The 21,842-nt window shown below is 62.1% G+C and carries 14 protein-coding genes; all 14 read left to right on the forward strand.

Annotated elements, in window-relative coordinates; translation table 11 throughout:
* Nucleotides 1-109 precede the first annotated feature (109 nt).
* The 14 genes from VNM24_00565 (at nucleotide 110) to VNM24_00630 (ending at nucleotide 21,839) form a co-directional block, all read left to right on the forward strand.
* Nucleotides 110-3,010, forward strand: coding sequence for an SNF2-related protein (locus VNM24_00565; protein HWQ37090.1), 2,901 nt, complete (start codon nucleotides 110-112; stop codon nucleotides 3,008-3,010).
* Between the two features lie 11 nt (nucleotides 3,011-3,021).
* Nucleotides 3,022-6,108: a DNA methyltransferase gene (locus VNM24_00570; protein ID HWQ37091.1), complete on the forward strand. Its 3,087-nt coding sequence runs from the start codon at nucleotides 3,022-3,024 to the stop codon at nucleotides 6,106-6,108.
* Nucleotides 6,109-6,286: 178 nt separating this feature from the next.
* Nucleotides 6,287-7,114 carry a DUF3800 domain-containing protein gene (locus VNM24_00575; protein ID HWQ37092.1) on the forward strand — a complete coding sequence of 276 codons (828 nt, stop codon included), beginning with the start codon at nucleotides 6,287-6,289 and terminating at the stop codon, nucleotides 7,112-7,114.
* Between the two features lie 17 nt (nucleotides 7,115-7,131).
* A complete protein-coding gene (locus VNM24_00580) occupies nucleotides 7,132-10,326 on the forward strand; it encodes a DEAD/DEAH box helicase family protein (protein ID HWQ37093.1) in 3,195 nt (1,064 codons plus the stop codon).
* A 112-nt stretch (nucleotides 10,327-10,438) separates the two neighbouring features.
* Entirely contained in the window at nucleotides 10,439-10,831 is a 393-nt protein-coding gene (locus tag VNM24_00585; protein ID HWQ37094.1) for a DUF5131 family protein, read from the forward strand.
* Nucleotides 10,812-11,921: a hypothetical protein gene (locus tag VNM24_00590; GenBank protein ID HWQ37095.1), complete on the forward strand. Its 1,110-nt coding sequence runs from the start codon at nucleotides 10,812-10,814 to the stop codon at nucleotides 11,919-11,921. The genes VNM24_00585 and VNM24_00590 overlap by 20 nt, the downstream gene beginning before the upstream one ends.
* 4 nt (nucleotides 11,922-11,925) lie before the next feature.
* Complete coding sequence (gene cmr1 / locus VNM24_00595) at nucleotides 11,926-12,909, forward strand: type III-B CRISPR module RAMP protein Cmr1 (GenBank protein ID HWQ37096.1); 984 nt, start codon at nucleotides 11,926-11,928, stop codon at nucleotides 12,907-12,909.
* Complete coding sequence (locus tag VNM24_00600) at nucleotides 12,906-13,829, forward strand: RAMP superfamily CRISPR-associated protein (GenBank protein HWQ37097.1); 924 nt, start codon at nucleotides 12,906-12,908, stop codon at nucleotides 13,827-13,829. Before cmr1 ends, VNM24_00600 begins: the two co-directional genes overlap by 4 nt.
* Complete coding sequence (locus VNM24_00605) at nucleotides 13,826-16,954, forward strand: hypothetical protein (protein ID HWQ37098.1); 3,129 nt, start codon at nucleotides 13,826-13,828, stop codon at nucleotides 16,952-16,954. The genes VNM24_00600 and VNM24_00605 overlap by 4 nt, the downstream gene beginning before the upstream one ends.
* Nucleotides 16,951-18,024: an RAMP superfamily CRISPR-associated protein gene (locus VNM24_00610; GenBank protein ID HWQ37099.1), complete on the forward strand. Its 1,074-nt coding sequence runs from the start codon at nucleotides 16,951-16,953 to the stop codon at nucleotides 18,022-18,024. The genes VNM24_00605 and VNM24_00610 overlap by 4 nt, the downstream gene beginning before the upstream one ends.
* Nucleotides 18,025-18,026: 2 nt before the next feature.
* Nucleotides 18,027-18,386, forward strand: a complete 360-nt coding sequence (locus tag VNM24_00615) for a hypothetical protein (protein HWQ37100.1) — start codon at nucleotides 18,027-18,029, stop codon at nucleotides 18,384-18,386.
* The gene (locus VNM24_00620; protein HWQ37101.1) at nucleotides 18,383-19,315 is read left to right on the forward strand and encodes a hypothetical protein; all 933 of its coding nucleotides are present in this window, start codon (nucleotides 18,383-18,385) and stop codon (nucleotides 19,313-19,315) included. The genes VNM24_00615 and VNM24_00620 overlap by 4 nt, the downstream gene beginning before the upstream one ends.
* On the forward strand, nucleotides 19,312-19,749 hold the full coding sequence (locus VNM24_00625) for a hypothetical protein (protein HWQ37102.1): 438 nt from the start codon (nucleotides 19,312-19,314) through the stop codon (nucleotides 19,747-19,749). The genes VNM24_00620 and VNM24_00625 overlap by 4 nt, the downstream gene beginning before the upstream one ends.
* 80 nt (nucleotides 19,750-19,829) lie before the next feature.
* The gene (locus tag VNM24_00630) at nucleotides 19,830-21,839 is read left to right on the forward strand and encodes a DUF499 domain-containing protein (GenBank protein HWQ37103.1); all 2,010 of its coding nucleotides are present in this window, start codon (nucleotides 19,830-19,832) and stop codon (nucleotides 21,837-21,839) included.
* Nucleotides 21,840-21,842 lie beyond the last annotated feature (3 nt).

The following is a 21,842-nucleotide window of genomic DNA, read 5'->3' on the forward strand; positions in this document are numbered from 1 at the left end:
ACATTCTGCATCCCTCGGTGCGAGACGCAAACTTCGCCTGGGTGCAGCACAGCAGGGGCAGTGGTCCAGTGAGAACTAGCGAGTTAGAGGGGCGCGCGAGAGTCCTACGATGAACACCCCCTACCACGCGAAGTACTTTGCCTACGAGCTGTCCCGCATCGGCGGGACGGGAGTGGAGCGTCTTTCTCGGTCCCTCTTCGACGCGTGCGTTGATCTGAATCCGCACCAGATCGAGGCGGCCCTCTTCGCGTTTCGATCCCCGATCTCCAAGGGCGTCCTTCTCGCCGACGAAGTCGGCCTCGGGAAGACCATCGAGGCCGGACTGGTCCTCTGCCAGCTCTGGGCCGAACGGCGGCGACGGCTACTTGTCATCTGCCCCGCTTCCATCCGCAAGCAGTGGGCGCTTGAGCTAGCCGAGAAGTTCAACCTTCCGACGGCCATTCTCGACGCGAAGGAGTACCGGGAGCGGCAGGCTCGAGGACTATCCAACCCTTTCGAGGCGGAGGAAATCGTTATCACGTCCATGCACTTTGCCAGTCAACACGCGCCCGACATTCGCCCCATCCAGTGGGACCTGGTGGTCATCGACGAGGCCCACAAGCTGCGCAACGCCTACCGGCAGTCGAACCGCATGGGGCAGAACATACGGTGGGCACTCGAAGACCGGCGCAAGGTGCTTCTGACCGCGACGCCGCTCCAAAACTCCCTGTTGGAGCTCTACGGAATCTCGACCCTCATTGACGACCACCTCTTCGGAGACCTGCCGTCCTTCCGAAGCCAGTTCGTCAATGCGGGCGGAGACCTGGAGGATTTGCGGAATCGGCTTCGCACCTTCTCCATCCGCACCCTCCGGCGGCAGGTCGTGGAGTACATCCAATACACGGAGCGCCGCCTCATCACGCGGCCCTTCAAGCCCACGGAGCAAGAGCACAAGCTGTACGAAGCGGTGTCGGCGTTCCTCCAACGCAAGGACACCTATGCCCTTCCCCATCGTCAAAGGCACCTAACGGCTCTGATCGTGCGCAAGCTCCTTGCCTCTTCGCCGCAGGCAGTCGCGGCCACGCTGGAAGCGATGCGGGATCGGCTGATCGCCATCCGTGACAACCTGCCAGTCCCTGAAGACTTGGCCGAGCGTCTCATCGCGGACGAGGAGATCGAGGATGAGCTGCTGGACGAGCTGATCGACTCGCCTCCTCCGCCTGCCGGTGACGAGGACTCGGAGGAGCAACCGCAGGTTGCCGAATCCGAATCAGCGGAACCCACCATCGACCGCCAGAAGCTCCTCGCGGAAATCGAGGAGCTGAACCGCTACGCCCAGTGGGCGAGAAGCATCGGCATCGACACCAAGACCCGCTCCCTGATCAAAGCCCTCGAGATCGGGTTCGGGAAGATGATGGAGATGGGAGCGGCCCAGAGGGCAGTGATCTTTACGGAATCAAGACGGACGCAGGCGTATCTCAAGGACTTCCTGGAAGGGAACGGCTACGCTGGCCGCGTTCTCACGTTCAATGGGACGAATAAGGAACCGGAAACGACCGCCATCTACGAGCGCTGGGTGGAAGCCAACAGGGAAAGTGGTCGCGCCACCGGGTCCCGGCCTGTGGACGTCCGCACGGCCATCATCGAGCACTTCCGCGACCACGGGCAGATCCTGATCGCGACGGAAGCTGCCGCCGAGGGCGTGAACCTTCAGTTCTGCGCCCTCGTGGTGAACTTCGACCTTCCGTGGAATCCCCAGCGGATCGAGCAACGGATCGGTCGCTGCCATCGCTACGGGCAGAAGCACGACGTCGTCGTCATCAACTTCCTCAACGAGAAAAACGAGGCCGACCGACGCGTCCACGAACTCCTGGAAGAAAAGTTCAGCCTCTTCAGCGGCGTGTTTGGAGCCTCGGATGAAGTCTTGGGAACCATCGAGTCCGGCGTCGACTTCGAGCGAAGGGTTCTGGACATCTACCAGCAGTGCCGGACGCCGGAGGAAATCGAGGCAGCGTTCAAAAGGTTGCGGGATGAGCTCGATGAGAAGATTCGCGCCAAGCTGGCGGAGACCCGGCAGAAGCTCCTCGAGCACTTCGATGAAGACGTGCACGCGCGCCTGCGCGCAAACCTGGAAGGGGCGCGCCAGCAGCTCGACCGCGTAGGGATGATGTTCTGGCGCCTCACGCGCTTCGTGCTAGATGGTCGGGCGACGTTCGACGAGGCGCACCTCGAGTTCCAGCTGGAGAAGCCTCCCCGGGACGGCATCCTCCCCGGTCATTACCGCCTGATCTCGAAGGACCATGAGAACGTTCCCGGCGCATTCCTCTATCGTTTATCGCATCCACTTGGCGAGTACGTCGTCGAAACCGGCAAGAGGGTGCCCACTCCGCTCGCCCGTGTCACTTTCGACATCAGCGGGCGGCGAACCAGGATCGCCCTCGTGGAGGCGATCAAGGGTCACTCCGGCTGGCTGCACCTGCAACGGCTCACCATCGACTCGTTTGAAAAGGAAGAGTACCTGTTATTTTCGGGCGTTGACGATGATGGCCGATCGCTTGACCAGGAGACGATGGAGAAGATGTTCCACTGCGAAGCGAGGGCCGAACCGCTTGCTTCTTTACCGTCCGACGTGGAAGCCCGGCTGGCGGCGGACGCCGAGCGGCACGTCCAAGCCACCATCAGCCGTTCCCTCGAAACCAACAACCGGCACTTCCAGGAGGCGCGGGAAAAGCTGGAAAAGTGGGCCGACGACATGGTGCTTGCCGCCGAAAAGGAGCTGAAAGATACCAAGGAGCGAATCAAGGCCCTGACGCGGCAGGCTCGGCTCGCCGCCACGGTTGAAGAGCAGCATGCTCTGCAAAAACAGATTCAGGATCTCGAGAAGCTGAAGCGTCGGCAGCGCCAGCGCATCTTCGAGGTAGAGGACGAGATCATGGCCAAACGTGACGAACTCATCCAAAAACTGGAAAATAGGATGCGCCAGCGGACGAACGTGGAACCGTTGTTCACGATCCGCTGGAGCGTCGTATAGCGAGGAGGAAGATGCCCGAGAATCTGGAAAAACTGAAGCGGTTGCTGGCCGAGGTCTTCCAGCTCGACCAGGCCGAGCTGGACTTCGGCATTTACCGCATCATGAACGCGAAGCGGGACGAAATCACCCGCTTTCTCGATAACGACCTGCTGCCCCAAGTCCGCGAGGCATTCCAGGCCTACGAGGCCGAGAACCGGGGCGCGGTCGAGGCCGAGCTGGCCGAGGCCATCGAAAAGGCCAAGGAACTCGGCGCAGACCCCGAGACCCTCCCCCGCGTCAAGGAACTCCGCGCCAAGCTCGCGGAGGCCGTGGACGTGACCGCCCTCGAGAACGAGGTCTACTCGCACCTCTACAACTTCTTCCGGCGGTACTACCAGGAAGGCGACTTCATCTCGCTGCGGCGCTACAAGGAAGGCGTCTACGCCATCCCCTACGAGGGCGAAGAGCTCAAGCTCCATTGGGCCAACCACGATCAGTATTACATCAAGACCAGCGAGTACCTGCGCAACTACACGTTCAAGCTGCCCTCCGGCAAGCGGGTCCACTTCAAGCTCGTCGAGGCGGACACGGAGAAGGACAACAACCGCGCCGCGAACGGCACCGAGCGCCGGTTCATTCTCTCCGCCGAGCAGCCGCTGGCCGAGGAAAGCGGCGAACTGGTGATCCGCTTTGAGTACCGCCCGCATCCCGACAACGCCAAGCAGGCCGACCTCAACGCGGCGGCGGTGGACCGCATCCTGAACCGGACCACGGGGTTCGACGACTGGCGGCGGGAGCTCGCCTCATTGAGGCCCACCGAGAAGAACCCGAACCGCACGCTCCTGGAAAAGCACCTCACCGACTACACCGCGCGGAACACCTTCGACTACTTCATCCACAAGGACCTGGGCGGTTTCTTAAGGCGCGAGCTGGACTTCTACATCAAGAACGAAGTGATGCACCTGGACGACATCGAGAGCGAGACCGCCCCGCGTGTGGAGCAGTACCTCGCCAAGATCAAGGCCATCCGCCGCATCGCCCACAAGCTCATCGACTTCCTGGCGCAGATCGAGAACTTCCAGAAAAAGCTCTGGCTCAAGAAGAAGTTCGTCGTCCAGACCCACTACTGCATCACGCTCGACCGCATCCTCGCCATAGAGGACGAGAAGACCCGAGATTGGCTCCTCGATCAAATCGTAAGGAACGATGCCCAGCGGGAGGAGTGGGTGCGGCTATTCGCCATTGACGAGATCAAGGGCGACCTCACCACACCCGGCTACAGCAATCCGCTCGAGCCGGAATTCCTGAAGGCCCACCGCACGCTTGTGGTGGACACGCGCCACTTCGATGAAGCCTTCAAGCTGCGCCTGCTGGCGGCCATCCCGGACCTGGACGAGACAACGGATGGTCTCCTCATTAACGGTGAGAATTTCCAAGCAATGCGCCTCCTGGCATCCCGCTGGGCCGCCTCCTTCGACTGCGCCTACATCGACCCGCCGTACAACACGGGAAATGACGCCTTCATTTATAAGGACAGCTACCGCGACTCTTCGTGGATAGCATTCATCGATGGGCGCCTCGGGGCGTTTCTCCCCCTCGCCCGAAACGACGCGGCCTTGTTCGTTTCCATCGACGACAACGAGGTCGGCAACCTGGTCAATCTGGTAAAGAACCACTCTCCGTCGGCCGCTTTGGTCACGCTTGTGGCTGCCCAGCTGAATCCCCGTGGCCGGACCCTAGACAAGTACTTGGCGAAGACGCACGAGTATGTCGCCACATTCGCGCTCTTCGGCGCACCTGACACTATCCACGAAGTCAAAAAAAGCGAAGAGGCGCAGGCGGAGTATCGTGAAAGGGATGAGAAGGGGCCTTTTCGCCTCCTTGAGCTCAGGAACCGAAATCCGGTATTCACGCGAGCGAACCGTCCGAATCTCTTTTACCCGTTCTTCGCTGATCCGAAGCGCGGGACGGTGCGCCTAGAACGGGACGCAACCCACACGGTCGAGATTCTCCCCCGTAATTCGCGCGGCGAGGATGGCTGCTGGACCTGGGGAAGAGAGAAGGCCCAAGAGAACATCAGCGAGCTCGTGGCGCGTCAAGCGAGGACCGGGGCGTGGCGCGTGTTCCGCAAGGACCGCCTCCACAGCGAAGAAGGAGAAGTAGCAACTACGAAGGCAAAATCAATTTGGATCGACAAGGAGATCAACAATGAGAACGGCAAGGAACTGGTGGGTGATCTTTTCGGCCAGGCCGTCTTCGACTTCCCCAAGCCCGTTGCCCTGATCGAGCGATGCGCCGAGATCGGGATGGCAAGGGATGGGTGCTTTATCGACTTCTTCGCGGGCTCTGGTACATCGGGCCATGCGATCCTGAACCTCAACCGGCGTGATGGCGGAACGCGGCGTTTTGCACTGGTGGAGATGGGCGGCTACTTCGATACCGTGCTTGTGCCGCGCCTGAAGAAAGTCATCTTCACGCCGGAGTGGAAGGACGGCAAGCCCAAGCGCATGCCGACGCAGGAAGAGATCGAGCGCAGCCCGCGCATCCTCAAGATTCTGCGCCTCGAATCCTACGAGGACACGCTCAACAATCTCGAACTCAAGCGCAGCGGGCCGCAGCAGACCCTGCTGGAACAACATCCGTCCTTCCGCGAGGACTACATGCTCCGCTACATGCTCGACGTGGAAAGCCGCGGGAGCGCCTCACTTCTCAACATCGACCGCTTCGAGGACCCGTTCAACTATAAGCTCAACATCGCCACCGGGACCGCCGGCGAGACGAAGCCGACGGTCGTCGACCTCGTGGAGACCTTCAACTACCTGCTCGGCCTGCGCGTGAAGACCATCGACCATATCGGGGGCGTGCGCGTCGTCACGGGCACGAATCCACAGGGCGAACGGGTGCTCATCCTTTGGCGGAAGACCAAGGAGCTGGAGAACGATGCCCTGGACGCCTGGTTCCGCAAGCAGGGCTACAACACCAAGGACCAAGAATACGACGTGATCTACGTAAACGGCGACAACAACCTGGAGAACCTCCGTAAACCGGACCAGACGTGGAAGGTGCGACTCATCGAAGAGGAGTTCAGGCGGCTCATGTTCGACGTGCAGGACGTGTAAGGGGAGCCGTCATGCAAACTCTAGGCCTTCACAAGAGTCAAGGCAGCGTCCATGTTAACGGTTGACGTTCATATAGGCGCGTGGATCGGTCCATGTTAATGGCACAGGTTAACATGAACGGCCGGGGAACACATGCTAACGGCAGATGCCGTCGCCCCGGCGATACAAGGAGACGGCAATGAAGGTGTGCTACGTGGACGAAAGCGGGAATGACTCCAATGACCCGTGCCTGGTGATGGTGGGGGTCGTGGTGGATGGGCATCGCCTCCATCGGACACGAGAAGAATTCGGAGAGCTCTTCGATCAGATACAAGGTCTGTTTCAGGAGAATTTGAAGGAGCTCAAAGGATCGAAGATGATCTTCGGCCGTGATAGATGGCGTAACGTTGATGCCAAAATCCGCGAGAACATTGTCATGTTCTTTTGTCGGTGGGTAGCGGACCGAAAACATCACATTGCTCTCGCGGCGATTGATCGGCATCGGTTCGGGGAGGTCGATGGTCGTACGTTCCCGCAAGTGGCTGATGATCTGTGGCTGGCTGCCTGCCTTCATATTGCTCTACAGCTCCAGAAACATCATCAAGGAAAGGCTAAGAACAAGGGTCGGACATTCCTCTTTGTGGACGAGAATAAACAGAAGGCCGACAAACTCTCTGAGTTGCTCTTCGATCCGCCCGCTTGGACCGACGCTTACTATGGGCGTAGAAAAAAGCAAGCCAAGTTGGATCAACTCATCGATAGCGCTTTTGCCGTTAAGTCCCACCACGCAGGACTTGTTCAGGTGGCTGATCTCTATGCATTCATTCTACGGCGCTACGCTGAGCTTCGCGACTACGAGTCCACTGAAAAGTGGGACGGCGAGAAGTCTCTAATCGACGAATGCACCAACATTCTGGCCAGCAGGTTGCTGCCGAAACCCACGCGCTGGCCAGCAAGGACAACAGCGCCGTGCTGCAAGTGGTACAACAAAATTGCGCCGCCATCACTGCTGACATTGGGTAGCTGAGCGAAGAAGGGGTGATCATGGCGTCGCGAGTCGCAGAACACATCGAAAAGCCCCTGCGCTTCGAGCAGCGGCTGGTGCTCCACCAGTGGCTGCTCAGTTTATTCGGTGTGTCGAGCTTCGAGGGACTCGCCAAAAACCTAAGGGCTCCGGAGCTGGAGGGGTTCGACGAAAACAACGTGAGCCGTTTCCATCATCAACTGCGGCTGCTCTTTGAGCGGCCCGAGCTTCCCCACGACGTGCTGCTGGCCTACGACCAGAACATCGTGCGCCACTGGCGGCGGATTACGGAGAGGCGGAACCACGCGGGGCCGTTCCTCTATCCGAAGTACTTCCAGTACCTCGCGCTGCTCTTCGCAGAGATCTACCTCGACCGGTACTTCCGGGACCCGGAAAGGCTGCTCGCCCAACTGAACGCGCACGTTGATGCGTTCAACCGGGGCGAGTACCCCGTTCCCGGGTCGCCCGCGGGGCCGATCCCGGAGGCGAGCCGCGTCGAGCCGTACACGAAGCAGGACCTGAACAAGGTGGCCTTCTGGATGGCCACCGGAAGCGGCAAGACGCTTCTCATGCACATCAACATCCTCCAGTACCAGCACTACCTGAACCTGCACGGCGGCAGGCAGGTGAACCGGGTCATCCTGCTCACGCCCAACGAGGGGCTCTCGCACCAGCATCTGGAGGAGTTCCAGCTTTCGGGCATCGACGCCGAGCTCTTCTCCAAGGAGCGGCGGAGCCTCTTCACCGGTCGCGCGGTGGAGATCCTCGACATCCACAAGCTGCGGGAGGAGATGGGCGAGAAGACGGTAGCCGTGGACGCGTTCGAAGGGAACAACCTGGTCCTCGTGGACGAGGGGCATCGGGGCACCAGCGGTGCGGAGATCGGCGCCTGGATGCAGAAGCGGAACCAGCTTTGCGAGAATGGCTTCTCATTCGAGTACTCCGCGACCTTCGGCCAGGCGATGAAGGCCAGCGGGAACCGCGCCCTGGAGCAGGTCTACGCCAAGTGCATCCTGTTCGACTACTCCTACAAGTACTTCTATGGAGATGGCTACGGCAAGGACTACCGCATCCTGAACCTGGCCGACGACCCCGATGAGAACGTGCGTCGCAAATACTTAATGGCCTGCCTGCTGACCTTTTACCAGCAACTCAGGCTCTACCGCGACAAGCCGGAGGAGTTCCGACCCTTCCTGATCGAGCGCCCGCTCTGGGTCTTCGTGGGCGGCAGCGTCAACGCGGTCCGCACGCAGCACGGCAGGAAGGTGTCGGACGTTGTGGACATCCTTCTGTCATTGGCGACCTTCGTACGGGACCGCAGAAGCAGTGTTGAGATCATCCAGCTACTGCTAGCTGGACGGTCAGGCCTCCTGGACGCCAAGGGACGGGAGCTCTTCCAGGGGACGTTCCGGTATCTGAACACGCTCGGCCTCACGCCCGACCAGGTCTTCGACGACGTCCTGCGCGTGCTCTTCAATGCCCCCACCATGGCCGCGCTACACGTGGAGAATCTCAAGGGCACGGACGGCGAGGTGGCGCTGCGGCTGGGTGACAACGAGGCCTTCGGCGTGATCAACGTCGGCGACGCCTCGGCCCTCTGCAAGCTCTGCGAGGAGCAGGGGGACCTGGTCGTCGCGGAGAAGGAGTTCTCGGGCTCCCTCTTCCGCGCCCTCAACGACGAGGCGTCCACGATCAACATCCTGATCGGGTCCAAGAAGTTCACGGAGGGGTGGTCGAGCTGGCGGGTCAGCACCATGGGCCTGATGAACATCGGGCGGAACGAGGGCCCGCAGATCATTCAGCTCTTCGGTCGCGGCGTCCGGCTCAAGGGGAAGGACTTCTCGCTCAAGCGCAGCCGGCGCTTGGAGGGACAGGCCGCGCCCAAGAACATCGAGACCTTGGAGACGCTCAACATCTTCGGCATCCGCGCAGACTATATGCGCCAGTTCAAGGAGTACCTGGAGGACGAGGGCCTGCCGGCGAACGAGGACCGGATCGAGTTTGTGCTCCCCGTCATCAAGAACCTGGGGAGCAAGAAGCTCAAGATGGTCCGCCTCCGGGAAGGCATCGACTTCAAGAAGGACGGGCCGAAGCCCGCCTTGGACGAGCCGCCCGAGTATCTCGTCCGGCATCCTGTCGTGGTCGACTGGTATCCCAAGCTCCAGGCGATGGCCAGCGGTGCCGGCCGGGCGAGCGCGCAGGCGGCGGAACGTAATCGCGGTTATTTCGAGGAGCCGCACCTGGCGTTTCTCGATTTTGACGCCATCTACTTCGAGCTCCAGCAGTTCAAGAACGAGCGCGCCTGGCACAACCTCACGCTGCCGCGCCGCAACCTGGCGACTCTCCTGGCGCAGAAGGACTGGTACGTGCTGCTCATCCCCAAGGAGGAGATGCACTTCCGGTCGTTCCAGCAGGTCCTGCGCTGGCAGGAGATCGCGGCGGCTCTCTTCAAGAAGTACCTGGACCGCTACTACAAGTTCAGGAAGCAGGAATACGAAGGCGGCCACCTCGAGTACCGAGAGCTGTCCGACGACGATCCCAACTTCATCAACGAGTACCGGCTGCTCATCGAGCAGTCGCGCGAGGACATCATCCAGAAGCTGGAGGAGATCAAGGGGCTCATCGAGGCGGGCAAGCTGCGGAACGTGGAGTTCCAATCCCTGCACGCCATTTCCTTCGGCCGCCACCTGTACGAGCCGCTCATCTACGTCGGGAACGACCTTATCGAGGTCAAGCCCGTGGTGCTGGAGAACGAGGGCGAGCGCGATTTCGTGCTGGATCTCCAGAAGTTCTGCGAATCAGACAAGGGCAAGGAATTCCTCAACGGTAAACAGTTATACCTCCTTCGCAACCTGAGCCGAGGGCGCGGTATCGGCTTCTTCGAGGCGGGCAATTTCTACCCCGACTTCATCCTCTGGCTGCTGGCCGGTGGCCGTCAGTACGTGAGCTTCATCGACCCCAAGGGGTTGCGGAATCTCGAGGGGCCCGAAGACCCGAAGATCCGGTTCCACCTGACGATCAAGGACCTGGAGCGCCAACTGGGCGACCCGGCAGTGGTCCTGAGTTCCTTCATCGTCTCCAGCACGCGCGTCCCCGAAGTCGCATGGTGGGACGACGGGATGACGAAGGACGAGTTCGAGGCGCGGAACGTGCTCTTCCAGCGGGAGGATCGGGAAACCTACATCGAGAAGCTGCTGCGGAAGGTGGGGACATAGCGAGATGTCCAATGGTGTGTGTGCATCGCGTCCCCGCGGGAATCGCCGGCATGGCCTTTCTTACGGAGGAACTCGGCATAGGAGGTGATGCCAGCTGAGCGACAAGTCCACAATCGAACGGACCGACTCAACCTGGAACCCCGTGACAGGTTGCAACAAGGTCAGCCCCGGGTGCAAGCACTGCTACGCCGAGATGTTCGCGGAACGTTGGCGCGGCATTCCGGGTCACCCCTACGAGCAGGGCTTCGACCTTCGCCTGTGGCCGGACCCGCTTCAGCTTCCCCTGACCTGGAAGAAGCCCCGGACGATCTTCGTGAACAGCATGAGCGACCTCTTCCACGAGCAGGTCCCTCTTGGCTTCATCCAGAGGGTGTTCTGCACAATGGAGAGGGCCTCATGGCACACGTTCCAGATCCTCACCAAGCGGTCGGAGCGGCTGGTCGAGCTCGCCCCTGATCTGAGCTGGCCTCCAATTCTACGTGTGGATGAAGCGCGCCATCGTTGATTTGGTTCCGGAGGCCATGGCCACGCCGCTTACACCCAAGTCCGACGAAGCCACAGCACTGAAGCACCGCCACGGCGGCGACGGCCAAGCCGCCGACCGCCGTTTCACCACGAAGCTGGCCCAGGTTTTCGCGGAGGCCAAACGCGTTACCAAGCCCAGGGGCGTGTACTCGGTCATCTTTGCCCACCAAGAGACGCACGCGTGGACGGCGCTCGTCCAAAGCCTTTTTGCGGCGGGGCTGACCATTGACGCCACGTGGCCAATCGAGATGGAGATGAAAAACCGGATGCGCGGTCTCAACTCGGCGGCCCTCGAAGCGAGCATCACCGTCGTCTGCCGCCCGCGCGTCGTCGGGAGCGCCGCGTCCTTCAAGCAGGTCCAACGGGAAATCGAGCAGGTCGTCGCCGAGTCGGTCAGGCGCTTCTGGTCCTATGGCTTCCGCGGCGCCGACCTGATCGTGGCCTGCTACGGGCCGGCCGTGGGCGTGTTCGGTAAGTACGAGCGTGTCGAGAAGGCGGACGGAACGCCCGTCGGGATCCCCGAACTCCTGGACCTCGCCCGTCAGGCGGCGCGCGATGCCATCGCCGGCGAGTTCCGCGCCGACAGCCTCTCGACGCTGTATTACGTTTGGGCGAACCTCTACGGTACCTCCGAACAGTCTTGGGACGACGCGCGGCTTGTGGTCCAGATCGGCGGGGACCACACCGATCCCATGGAAGTGGCCAGGCACCAGGGACTCTTCGTGGTGAACGGATCGACCTGCCGCCTGGCGCTGCTCGCCGACCGCCAAGAGCGGCGCAACCTCGGCATGGACGCGAACCCGCCGCTCATTGACGCGCTGCACCGAAGCATGCTCCTCTGGAAGCTGGAAAAGCGTCGGGAACTCGTGACCTACCTTGTCGACCGGGACCTCCTCGCCGACGGCTCCTTCTGGAAACTGGCGCAGGCTCTTTTCGAGGTTCTGCCGCGTGACTTGGAGGACTGGAAACTGGTGCAAGCCCTATTGGCCGAGCGGCCGACGCTGCGCGCCGAAGGCAAGCAGGTCGCGTATCGCGATCAGCAAGTGACCTTGTTCGATCGGGAAGGCTAGAGCGATGGCTGCTGAACGTACATACATCCTGAAGGCCTTGACCGACATTTGGACGGGCGACGCCGAACGGCGAGGCGACCGGCTTATCGCGACCGGCCTTCTGGGCTCCATCCGTTGGTGGTTCGAGGTGCTTGTGCGCGGCCTCGGCGGCTCGGCGTGCGATCCGACCCTCGACGGCAATCGCTGCCCGGATCCTCGAAAGCAGCCCCATGAAGAGGGCCACCATTGCGCCGTCTGCGAGCTCTTCGGCTGCACCGGCTGGGCGCGCAAGTTCCGCTTTGAAGTGCTCGACGCCAACGACCAGCCGAAGGCATCGCAGATCAGGAAGAATGAGGCGTTCAAGCTCCGCTTCACCGAGCTGCGGCCAATTCGCAAAGAAGAATGGGCGCTCCTGGACCTGACGCTGCGGCTCACCGCGGACTACGGCGCGATCGGTGGGAAGACGGTCCTCAAACCGTCCGACGAGCCGAGTCGGATGAATAAACCGAACCACGTGGATTATGGGCTCGTTGCCGTCGTCCAAGCAGCGGGACTCAGTCGACTGCCGCTCGATGCGTTGCGAACCTATGTTGGCGCCCCCCAATGGCGGCGTGTCGACGACAGTGGAGTCGGCTGGGCGTCCATCGCGAACTTCTGGTTCGTAGGCGCAAGGTACCTCGCACGTCAGAACAACAACACCAGCACGTTCAACCGCGTCGTCGGGCGGTGTGAACCGAAAGCGCAGGCCCAGCAAACCGTTCAAGGCGCGTCGGCCGCCCCAAACCGCTGGCTTGCCGGGCGCCAGCGAGAGAGCAAAAAGGTCTTTAGCTTCAAGGAACCCGAGGAAGCCCGCCGTACCTTCGGCTTCGTCAACCCACCCGCAATCGGTTTTGACGACATGCGCCAACGCTTGCGCCAGGTCTGGCGGGGATTTCAAGACTCGGAATTTTTAACGGGCGACCAAATCCTGCAGGACTTGCTCAAGCCGGGTTCTGGAGGCTCACCATGACCTTCGACCTTTATGCCGATCTCGCACAGGAGCAAGCGTGCCCTACAGGGGCCAGCCTTCCGGAGGGCCTGGTGTCAGGCTTTGTGGACGGGTGTACGGAATGGTCCGTCCGTGGTAACGACCGGAGGAATGAAGCGCGGCGCCGCTATATCCAGCGGGCTCAGGCCGAACGGCTGCAGTTGCCGGACGCGCTTTCTGCGCCGTTGACTCCGAACGTCAGCGCTCCACTGCTTTCGGACTGGCTCGGCCTCGAGGTCTCGTTCAAGCTCGAAACGCCGTGGTACTCCAAGGACGACCGACCCTTCCATGTGCTCGACAATCCGGTGCGCAAGGACCGGGTGTTCGGTGTTCCTTACATGTCCGCAGCAAGTTGGAAGGGCCTGCTGCGCTGGGCGTGCCGCATGCAGGCGGGGTTGAGGGAGCATCTGGAGGTGCACAGAGGGTCATCGGATTTGTGGAAAGATCCGGGCTGGATTCTGCACCTGTTCGGCAACGAAAAGAGGGAGGAAACGACGTTTCAGCAGGGTGCCCTCGTCTTCTATCCCAGCTGGTTCTACCAGATCGGCTTCGAGGTTATCAACCCCCACAGCCGGGAGAAGAAGGCAGGGATACATCCGATCTACTACGAGGTGGTGCCGCCCGGCGCAAATGGAACGTTGTACCTTCTCTACGCGCCGTGGCCGGGGATGAAGGATCCTCGGGGGCTGGATCGTAAAGAGGCGATCAAGAGGCTTCTCGAGGCCATCGAGCAACTCCTGAAGACCTACGGCATCTCCGCCAAGCGCACCGTGGGGTGGGGTACAGCGCAAATCCAAGAGTGGAAGGCCTACCGGAAAGACACCAGTCCGGCCACGGCACCGAGTGGGACTGACCTTTGGAACACGATAGGCGCTTGGTTCGAATCCGGAGGTACAGCGTGAGCAGCGGGAGGCTTTCGGACATGCTTCGCCAGCACCGCCCGCTGCTTCTGGCTTGCGAGGCGATCGGCTGGCTGCACATGGCGGGAAAGGCCAAGGCGGATTTCTTGCGCAAGCACGGGGGTCAGCCGAACGACTACCAATACGAACGGTGGTTCGAGTACGAGCAGCCCCCGTTCCCTTGGTCCGACCTGCTGCAGTGGGTGAAGGACCAATATCCCCTCGGCACGAACGCCTGGCCCTCGTCGCTGACCGATTTCATCACCAGGCACACCAAACTGGATTCTGGCCTGCTTGGGCTTCTCCAGGCGGGCCACGGCATGGCGTCGGGAATCGAAAAAAATCTGCCGAAGTCCACCTCGGAGTATCTCAACCAAGACGCCACCCACATGTGGCTGAGCTCGCCGTTCGGACATCCCGCGCGGAACCTTCTGGCCGACCCTCCGGAGGTTCTTACAGAAGAGGGCTGGCGGGTGCTTCTGAGAAGGATCGAGAAACTTCTCCAAGACCTTCGCACCCTCGGCAGTCCCGAGCCGCCTCACACCCCAAACGAGCTGGACGGCTGGTGGCGGTGGCGGGAAGCGGCCATCGGCCCTTCCGGGTGGTTACGGCGGGCGTTTCTCTCCACGCTGGCCGAGACGCGGTTGCCCAACAACGACGTGACGTTATGGGACCAGTCGTATGTGGCCGCCGCGCTCTTCAAGGCGGCCGTGGCCGGTGCGATCCTCAGTGACCCGACCTTCCAATCGCAGGACAACGCTATCAAGCAGCAGACCCGGTGGCGGGTGTTGACCGTCGGCTTCGGCGCCGACCACTACGAGGCGCGCGCCGTGCGGATCGGGGACTGGGTCGGCGCGCGGCGCGACATCGACCGTTTGTTCGAAAAAGTACGTCGGCTGATCGAGGTGGATTTGGCGGTGGGCTCGCTCGTGTATCGGGACGCGGCGACGCTCGCGTTCACGTTCCCCGGCCTGCGCTCGGATGCGACCCCCGGGGATCCCAAGGGGAGCTTGGATGACCCGACGGCAGAGGCGCTACGCAGCGAAGTCGAGCGTGCGATCGACCAATTCGCCCAAGAGTTGCATTTCGAGACGCCGCCCCTGTGCCGCCTGTCCTCTTCGACGCGCTCCTTCGTCCCCATGGTCCGCGAGCTGCGGGAAGCACGGAGCAAGCTGGCCGTGCCGATTCATCGCCCGTGGGCGATTTCCGATCCGGATGCGGACACGGCCGCCGGCAGCAGCGGTGCTCGCCACGTCTGCCCGGTCTGTCAGGTGCGGCTTAACGAACCGCTGCCCGGCGACCGGACGGACAACGCGCGCAAGAGCCGAGTCTGCGGCGTGTGCAACGCGCGGAGGCGCGGCCGGCTCGACGCCTGGCTTCAGGGCGGAGATCCGGACACGATCTGGATCACCGAGGTGGCAGACGCCAACGACCGCGTGGCGCTGCTGACCTTCAGCCTCGAGATCGAGCCGTGGCTCGAGGCCAAACAGGTGGACTCGCTCCGGGCCCAAAGCATCGCCGAGTGGCGGCGCTTCAACCCCGTGCTGGAGGAGTTTTGGAAGTGTAACCCAGAAGAAAGAGATCGCGCAGATAACACAGTGCTTGTCGCGAATTCCTACGACTCCCTTCTGCGGGAGATCGAAGATCGGCTTCAAAAGTCCCAACAAAGGAATTGGGAACTGGACGCCAAAGACCTGCTTTTTGCGAACCTCCAAGAAGGGTATCGCCACGAGGCCGGACAACACGGGACCTGGCCTAGCTACTTCGCAAAAATCGTAGAGGAGCGAGCACCTGACGAGAACGTAAAGTGGAAAAACGATGACGTGACTTACAATGCTCGGTGGCTTGCCCACCAGCTTTTTTGCAAACTGTCCTCTGCTGGGCGCATCCACCGCTTTTGGCGCACGGCGGAAACGTTCTTCGACGAGCTCCTTGCGCAGTTCCGTGAGATCGTATCCGCGCACGAAAACCGCTGGCGCACGCGCCGGCTCCGGCTCGTCCCGGATCAATCCTCGCAAGGCCAGCTGTGGGAAGATCGCGAAACCTACACGGCGCGGTTCGACAAGGGCCCGCTGGAGGTGCTCTATGTGAAGGATCAAAACGCTTTCGTCACCATCTGCAACCTGGCGCGGTGTCTCCGGCCGGAACAACCGAAGGAGGCCATTTGGCAGGGCAGCAGCATCGAGCTCCGGAGCGAGGAGTCTCCAGATCCCAAACAGCTCACGATTGCCCGCGTTGAAGAGGCCGAACACCTGGGCGTGTACCATCCCCTGATCGTTCTGGACCGTACGCCGAGCCGTTTCCGGGTACTGGTTCCCCTCGATCGGGCCACGACATGCATCGAGGCCGCCGTCGCCAAGTGGCGGGAAGAGTTCAGCCGCGTTTGGGATCGGATGCCGCTGCAGGTCGGCGTCGTGGCCTTTCCGCGCCTGACGCCCTTTCAGGCCGTGATCGAGGCGGCGCGAAATTTGGAAGCTCGGCTTGACGAAGGTGGCGAGGAGACGTGGACGGTGCGCGAAGCCGAAACGCGAGAGGGGGTGGCGGCGCTGGTCTTGCGGCGCCCGGACGAAAACGACGAACTGGTCACGGTCCCGACACGCCTGCCCGACGGGCGGGACGACGTGTCCTACCCGAACGTGCGGCTGGCCAACGGAAGGCTGCACCACCCACGCGATTTCCAGCATCCGAAGGGTGACGTGTACGGGCACATCGCCGATCTTCGGCTTGGCGACGGAATTCAGGTGAGCCCGAGTCGAATGGCCGCGATGTTTTTGGACACGACGGGCCGGCGATTCGAGAGGGTTCGGGTGCGCTATCTCTCGGACTTTGCGCGGATGCGCGATGTTTGGCAGCTCATTTGGGCTTCCGCGCCGAGTATGACTGCCGTGCGAGGCGCCTGGGCAGAGATCGAGGACCGGGAACAGCGGTGGCGCGATGAAGATGGCAACTGGCATGCGTCGGCGGAAGACGAATGGGTCGAGTTCGCCCGCGCCGTTCTGCAGGATCGGCTCCAGGTGCGCGGCGCCCGCTTGGACGCCCTCCTGGAAGCCGTCCGTGACGGCACGTTGGCCTGGGCGCTGGAGTGGCACCTCACATGGCTAAAAGAAAGGTTGGGAGGTGAATCATGACGACCTCGAGTTACAAGCCCTTCCGCGTGGTGGGGCTGGCCTTGGACCCCATTCATGTAGGTACGGGAGGCGCCCGCCTCGGGCGGGTGGATCTGACCATTGTTCGCGATCCGGTCACACGGGTGCCCAAGATTCCGGGATCCAGCTTGGCCGGGGTGTATCGCAGCTACGCCGCGATGCAGTTCGAAGAGCAGCGCGCAAACTCAAATCCATCGAGGGCAAAGCCATACTTCCCCGACTGTGTCGGGCAGGGTCAACCTGACCGCCAAGGCCAAGGTGGGCATTGCGGCCAAGCCGACTGCCCCATCTGCGTCACCTTTGGCTTCGCCCGGGGCCAGGGGGGTGGTTTTGCCGGCCTGGCATCTTTTACCGACGCCCATGTACTGCTCTTTCCGGTCGCCACCCGCGAAGGGCCGGTCTGGGTGACGTCGCCCGGCGCGCTGCGGATCGTGGGGATCGATTGCAAGATCGACGACGAGAAGAAGATTTATCGAAAGAACGGACAGGGTGCCAGTCTGAACCTCGGATGGCTGTTATTGCCGGTAGAGCAGCTTTCCATCAGCGACTTGGAGCCAAGATTGCGGGACCTCCGTATCCCCGATGAGATCCGAAATCGCGCGGCGGTCCTTTCTGACAAGCTCTTCGGCCACGTCGTGAACAGCAACCTGGAGGTACGAACTTCGGTCGCCATCGACCCTTCCACGGGCGCCGCCGAGGAAGGAGCGTTGTTCAGCTTCGAGGCGCTGCCGCGCACTACGGTGCTGGTATGGGAGGTGATCTGCAGGAATCCGCAGCATTTCAAGCCCGGCGGACAGGCGATTAGCGCTCAGCTGGGCGGCAAACGGCTGGCGGATGCGGATTCGGTTTTTGAGGTCGTGAAGACCGCTCACCCCTACCTCGAGCATCTTGGCATCGGCGGTATGGGTACGCGCGGGATGGGGCGGCTCAAGGTGGTGTACGCCGGCGATGGCGCAGCTGCCGGTGGCGAATGCCAAGTTCAGACGGCTCAAGAAGGTGATGCCACTCATGCCGCTCAGAATCGGCCGGGACCCCCGCAACAGGAGGCATGAGGATGGAAAACTTGGATGTGAAGTGTGCCGGAGCGGGTCGGGAGATCGCCTCGAAATCCGCCGCCGATGAGCGCCTGCTTGGTCGTGCCCTAGGGGTTCTCGAGGAACAGGGGGTCTACGCTTTATTCCTCTTTCTCGAGGCTCAAGGCAAGGATCCGGGGAGGAAAATCAGCCAATCCTGTCTTGACTTCTTGCGACGGAATCCGAGCAGTGCGCCCCTGTTGAACGACGGGGACAAGTGGAATGCCTTGCAGGAACTTGCAAAAGACCTGAATGCGCTGCTCTTTGCTCGTGATCTCCTGCGGCAGGTCCTTTTGTACGCGCGCTACCATCTGAAGGCCAAGGAGGAACAGCGCGGATGACTTGGTCGGTGTACCGCTGGACGTGGCGGCTCGAATCGCCGCTGTACGTGGGAACGACGCCCGCCGGCAGCCTGAACCGCTGTCGGCTCTACATTCCGGCGCGTACCCTCTGGGCCGCATTAACCGCGGAGCTTGCGCGGTTGCAGCACTCGGGTGCGGGGGACAGACTGCCGGACTACCACCGGGTCGGGGAGGATGCGAAGCAGAATTTCCGGCTTACGTACCTTTATCCAGCAGAAAAGGTACAAGAAACGTGGCGGGCGTGGCTACCACGCTACGAAGATGGCAAGGGCTTGGTGTGGATGCGGGAGGACCGAGATCCCGCGACGGGTCCGCTCCCGGACCGCGAGTTTCGGCCGCGCCTGCTGCACACCCGGCCGAGCACGGCTATAGACCCTCTAACGGACACGGCGCAGGAAGGGTCGCTCAGGGAGACCGAATGCGTCCAACCTCGGTGGCGCGACGAGGGAGGAAAAGAAGCTCGCCCAGTGGCTTTCGTGGGTTACATTTTGGTGAAGGAAGCGAAGGGCAGCGACTTCCAACAGCTTTGTGAGATCAAAAGGCTGTTCGTCGGCGGCGATACGCGGTACGGCCTCGGGCGCCTCGGGATCCAGGGTGAACCGCAACTGGATTCCAAAATCTTTAACCTCTCGATGCTGTTGGACCGGGACGATCCCATGGTGATGGGGTGGGTTGTGCTGGCCCACAGCCGGGCGCCGGACTCGATGCTCGGTGCGCGGGAGGCATTGCTCCGCTGGGATATGCGGACGTTGAGGCCGCTTACCACAGACGAGAGTCCCCTTTGGGCGCCGGGGTCGTGTTGGGCGGGGCAAGGCCACGCTGCAACGTTCAAGATTGATGAGGCCGGCATTTGGCATTTTGAGAGCAATAAGGCATCCGACGAACTGAAGAACGGGAAAGTCGCATGATGACCGAGACCCTCAAACCCTGGTACGTCATCGCGACCCCCCACGAGGACATCCGCGAAGGACGGCTCGCCGAGGCGGTGTTTGCCGCAAACCTTTGGGCCGTTGTCCAAGGGACGGCGCCGGAGGTCTACCTCGACCCCGAGGAGTTTTTCCGCAAGACCTACCTGACGACGGGCCTGTCGACCGTGCTCAAGCGCGTCGCTAGCGCGCTGCGAGGGAGCGGCGAGAGCGGTGACCGGATCATCAGCCTCCAGACCGCCTTCGGCGGCGGGAAGACCCATACCCTGGTCGCCCTCTGGCACCTGGCGAGGCACGCGGATCGGCTCAAGGCATCCCCGCACGCGAACCGGCTCCGGAACGCCATCGGCGGCGAGTTCCCCGAACACCGTCTTCGACCTTCCGCCCCTGGGTCGCATCGCAGGTTTGGTTGGTAAAAACAGCCACGCCTTTCACGTTTTCTAACGAGGTCGTGCGGGCCCGCCTGTTCGAAACGATCGACGGAGTGCAGCCCGGAATGACCCCTCCGGACACCTGGTATCCGAAGCAGGTTGCGCGCCTTTACCAGGAGATGTATGCGGCGCATGCAGGGGAGGTGCCCTCGGAGGCGGCGAAGACCGCCTACCGCGAGCTCATCGAGCGCGCCTATCCCTTCCATCCTCTGCTCATTGATGCGTTCTACACCCGCTGGGGAAGCCACCCGGACTTCCAGCGGACGCGGGGTGTGTTGCGCCTGCTCGCGAGCATCGTGGGCGACGTCTGGAAGCGGCGGCAGGGCAGCACCGCGACCCAGCACCTGATCCAACCGTGTCACATCCACTGGTCCATAGACCCCTTGCAGGCTGCCCTGACACGACTTTGGGGGCCTGCTTACCAGTCGGTGGCGGCTGCCGACATCGTTGGGGAGCGGTCGAACGCTGGCACCCTCGACGACGAGCGCGGCGGGGACTACCGGACCGAGTCCATCGGGAAGGGGCTGGCGGCCGCCATCCTTCTCGGCTCGTTCGGCGGTCAGGGCGGCAAGAGCGGCTTCAGCGCCAAAGAGTTGAAGCTCGCCTGTTCCCGGTACGGACTCAACTGGAACTACACCGACGGAGCGCTCTTGGAGCTCGAGAACCGCTGCTTCTACCTTCGCACCACAACGGCCGGGGCCCTCGGCAAGCGCTATTGGTTCGCCACCAAGCCGACGCTCAACAAACTGGTGGTCCAGTATCGCCAGCAGATGGCGAGAGAGAGTTTCGAGGAAGAGATTCTCGCCGACCTGCGGGCCGAGTCACAGAAGGGTGCACTCGCCGGTGGGACCTGGCGCGTGATCGTCAACCCCGCCGAGGATCTGCCTGAGCAGAAGTCGCTCGCGCTCCTCGTTCTTCCACCCTCGCTCGCCTGGGACGAGAACGGTGGGTCGAAGGACGCGATCCAGGAACGTGTGAGAGCGATCAGCACGCGTTGCGGCGGAAAGGATCGCATCTACCGGAACACGCTCCTCTTTCTCGTGGGGAGCGGGCGTGGTCTCAGCAAACTGCGCCAAGCGTATCGCGAACACGCAGCGCTGGAGGCAATCCGCAAGGACTACTGGGAGCAGCTCGACGAAGAGCAGCGAGAGGACCTGAAGAAGCGCCTCGAGGCGGCCCGCAAGGCTTGCCTGGAAGCCTTGGGTCCTGCCTACACCGTAGTCCTGCGCGTGCGCGGGCAAGAGGTAGAAGCCTGCCGGCTCTCCGACGCGCGGCGCACTTTCCAGGAGCATCTCGGCTATGTGTGGACGACCCTCGTGGAGGACGAAGAGTGGATTCTACGGCGCGTGGGCTCGGTGACGCTGGAGAGCACGGGCCTCGTTTTGAAAGAAGGTGCACTGCGCCTCAAGGATGCCGTGGACGCTTTCCTACGATTCACGGACAAGCCCATGGTCGCCTCCAAGGAGGCCGTGAGCGCGGGGCTGGCCCAGGCTTGCGCCGATGGACTGGTCGGGATCGGGCGCGGCGCAAGCCCGTCGGCGCTCCAGGCCCGCTACTGCCGGCAACCCGTCTCGCTCGACCCGAGCGAGGACGGCGTATGGATCATTCCGCCGTTTGCGCCGGAGCCGGTGAAAGAGCCCAGAAGCGAGGCTCCTGTCGAAGCCGGAGTGGCTACCGATGAGTCCACCATCACGGCTCAGGCAGGCCGCAGCACCACCATCGTGGATACGTTGGGAACGAGCACCGAGGCGAAACGCGGCGCCAAGGGCACCGTGCGCCGATTCGTCGTTCAGGGCAACGTTCCGGTCGAGAGCTGGGGCGAACTGTTCCGCTGCTTTGTGGGTCCGGCTGCACGCATGGCGCTGGAAGAAGCTTGGACTTCCCGTGCGCTTCGAAATGGTCCTTCCCGAGGATCGGCCTCTGGGCGAAGACGCTCCCGAGTTCAAAGCCATGAGGGAAGCCGCGCGGCAGCTCGGGTTGGAGTTCAAAATCGAGCAGTGACGATGTCGGTCCGATGGAGTACGGCTTGGGAATCACAGGCTGGGGCCGACTGCCCCGGCAATGGCGGAATCTAAAGC

Source organism: Burkholderiales bacterium (assembly GCA_035560005.1).
Taxonomy (GTDB): domain Bacteria; phylum Pseudomonadota; class Gammaproteobacteria; order Burkholderiales; family Eutrophovitaceae; genus DASRFY01.

Coding starts and splice junctions, on each gene's coding strand:
- VNM24_00565 (HWQ37090.1), top strand. CDS start 110: ATGAACACCCCCTACCACGCGAAGTACTTTGCCTACGAGCTGTCCCGC.
- VNM24_00570 (HWQ37091.1), top strand. CDS start 3,022: ATGCCCGAGAATCTGGAAAAACTGAAGCGGTTGCTGGCCGAGGTCTTC.
- VNM24_00575 (HWQ37092.1), top strand. CDS start 6,287: ATGAAGGTGTGCTACGTGGACGAAAGCGGGAATGACTCCAATGACCCG.
- VNM24_00580 (HWQ37093.1), top strand. CDS start 7,132: ATGGCGTCGCGAGTCGCAGAACACATCGAAAAGCCCCTGCGCTTCGAG.
- VNM24_00590 (HWQ37095.1), top strand. CDS start 10,812: ATGAAGCGCGCCATCGTTGATTTGGTTCCGGAGGCCATGGCCACGCCG.
- cmr1 (HWQ37096.1), top strand. CDS start 11,926: ATGGCTGCTGAACGTACATACATCCTGAAGGCCTTGACCGACATTTGG.
- VNM24_00600 (HWQ37097.1), top strand. CDS start 12,906: ATGACCTTCGACCTTTATGCCGATCTCGCACAGGAGCAAGCGTGCCCT.
- VNM24_00610 (HWQ37099.1), top strand. CDS start 16,951: ATGACGACCTCGAGTTACAAGCCCTTCCGCGTGGTGGGGCTGGCCTTG.
- VNM24_00615 (HWQ37100.1), top strand. CDS start 18,027: ATGGAAAACTTGGATGTGAAGTGTGCCGGAGCGGGTCGGGAGATCGCC.
- VNM24_00620 (HWQ37101.1), top strand. CDS start 18,383: ATGACTTGGTCGGTGTACCGCTGGACGTGGCGGCTCGAATCGCCGCTG.
- VNM24_00625 (HWQ37102.1), top strand. CDS start 19,312: ATGATGACCGAGACCCTCAAACCCTGGTACGTCATCGCGACCCCCCAC.
- VNM24_00630 (HWQ37103.1), top strand. CDS start 19,830: ATGACCCCTCCGGACACCTGGTATCCGAAGCAGGTTGCGCGCCTTTAC.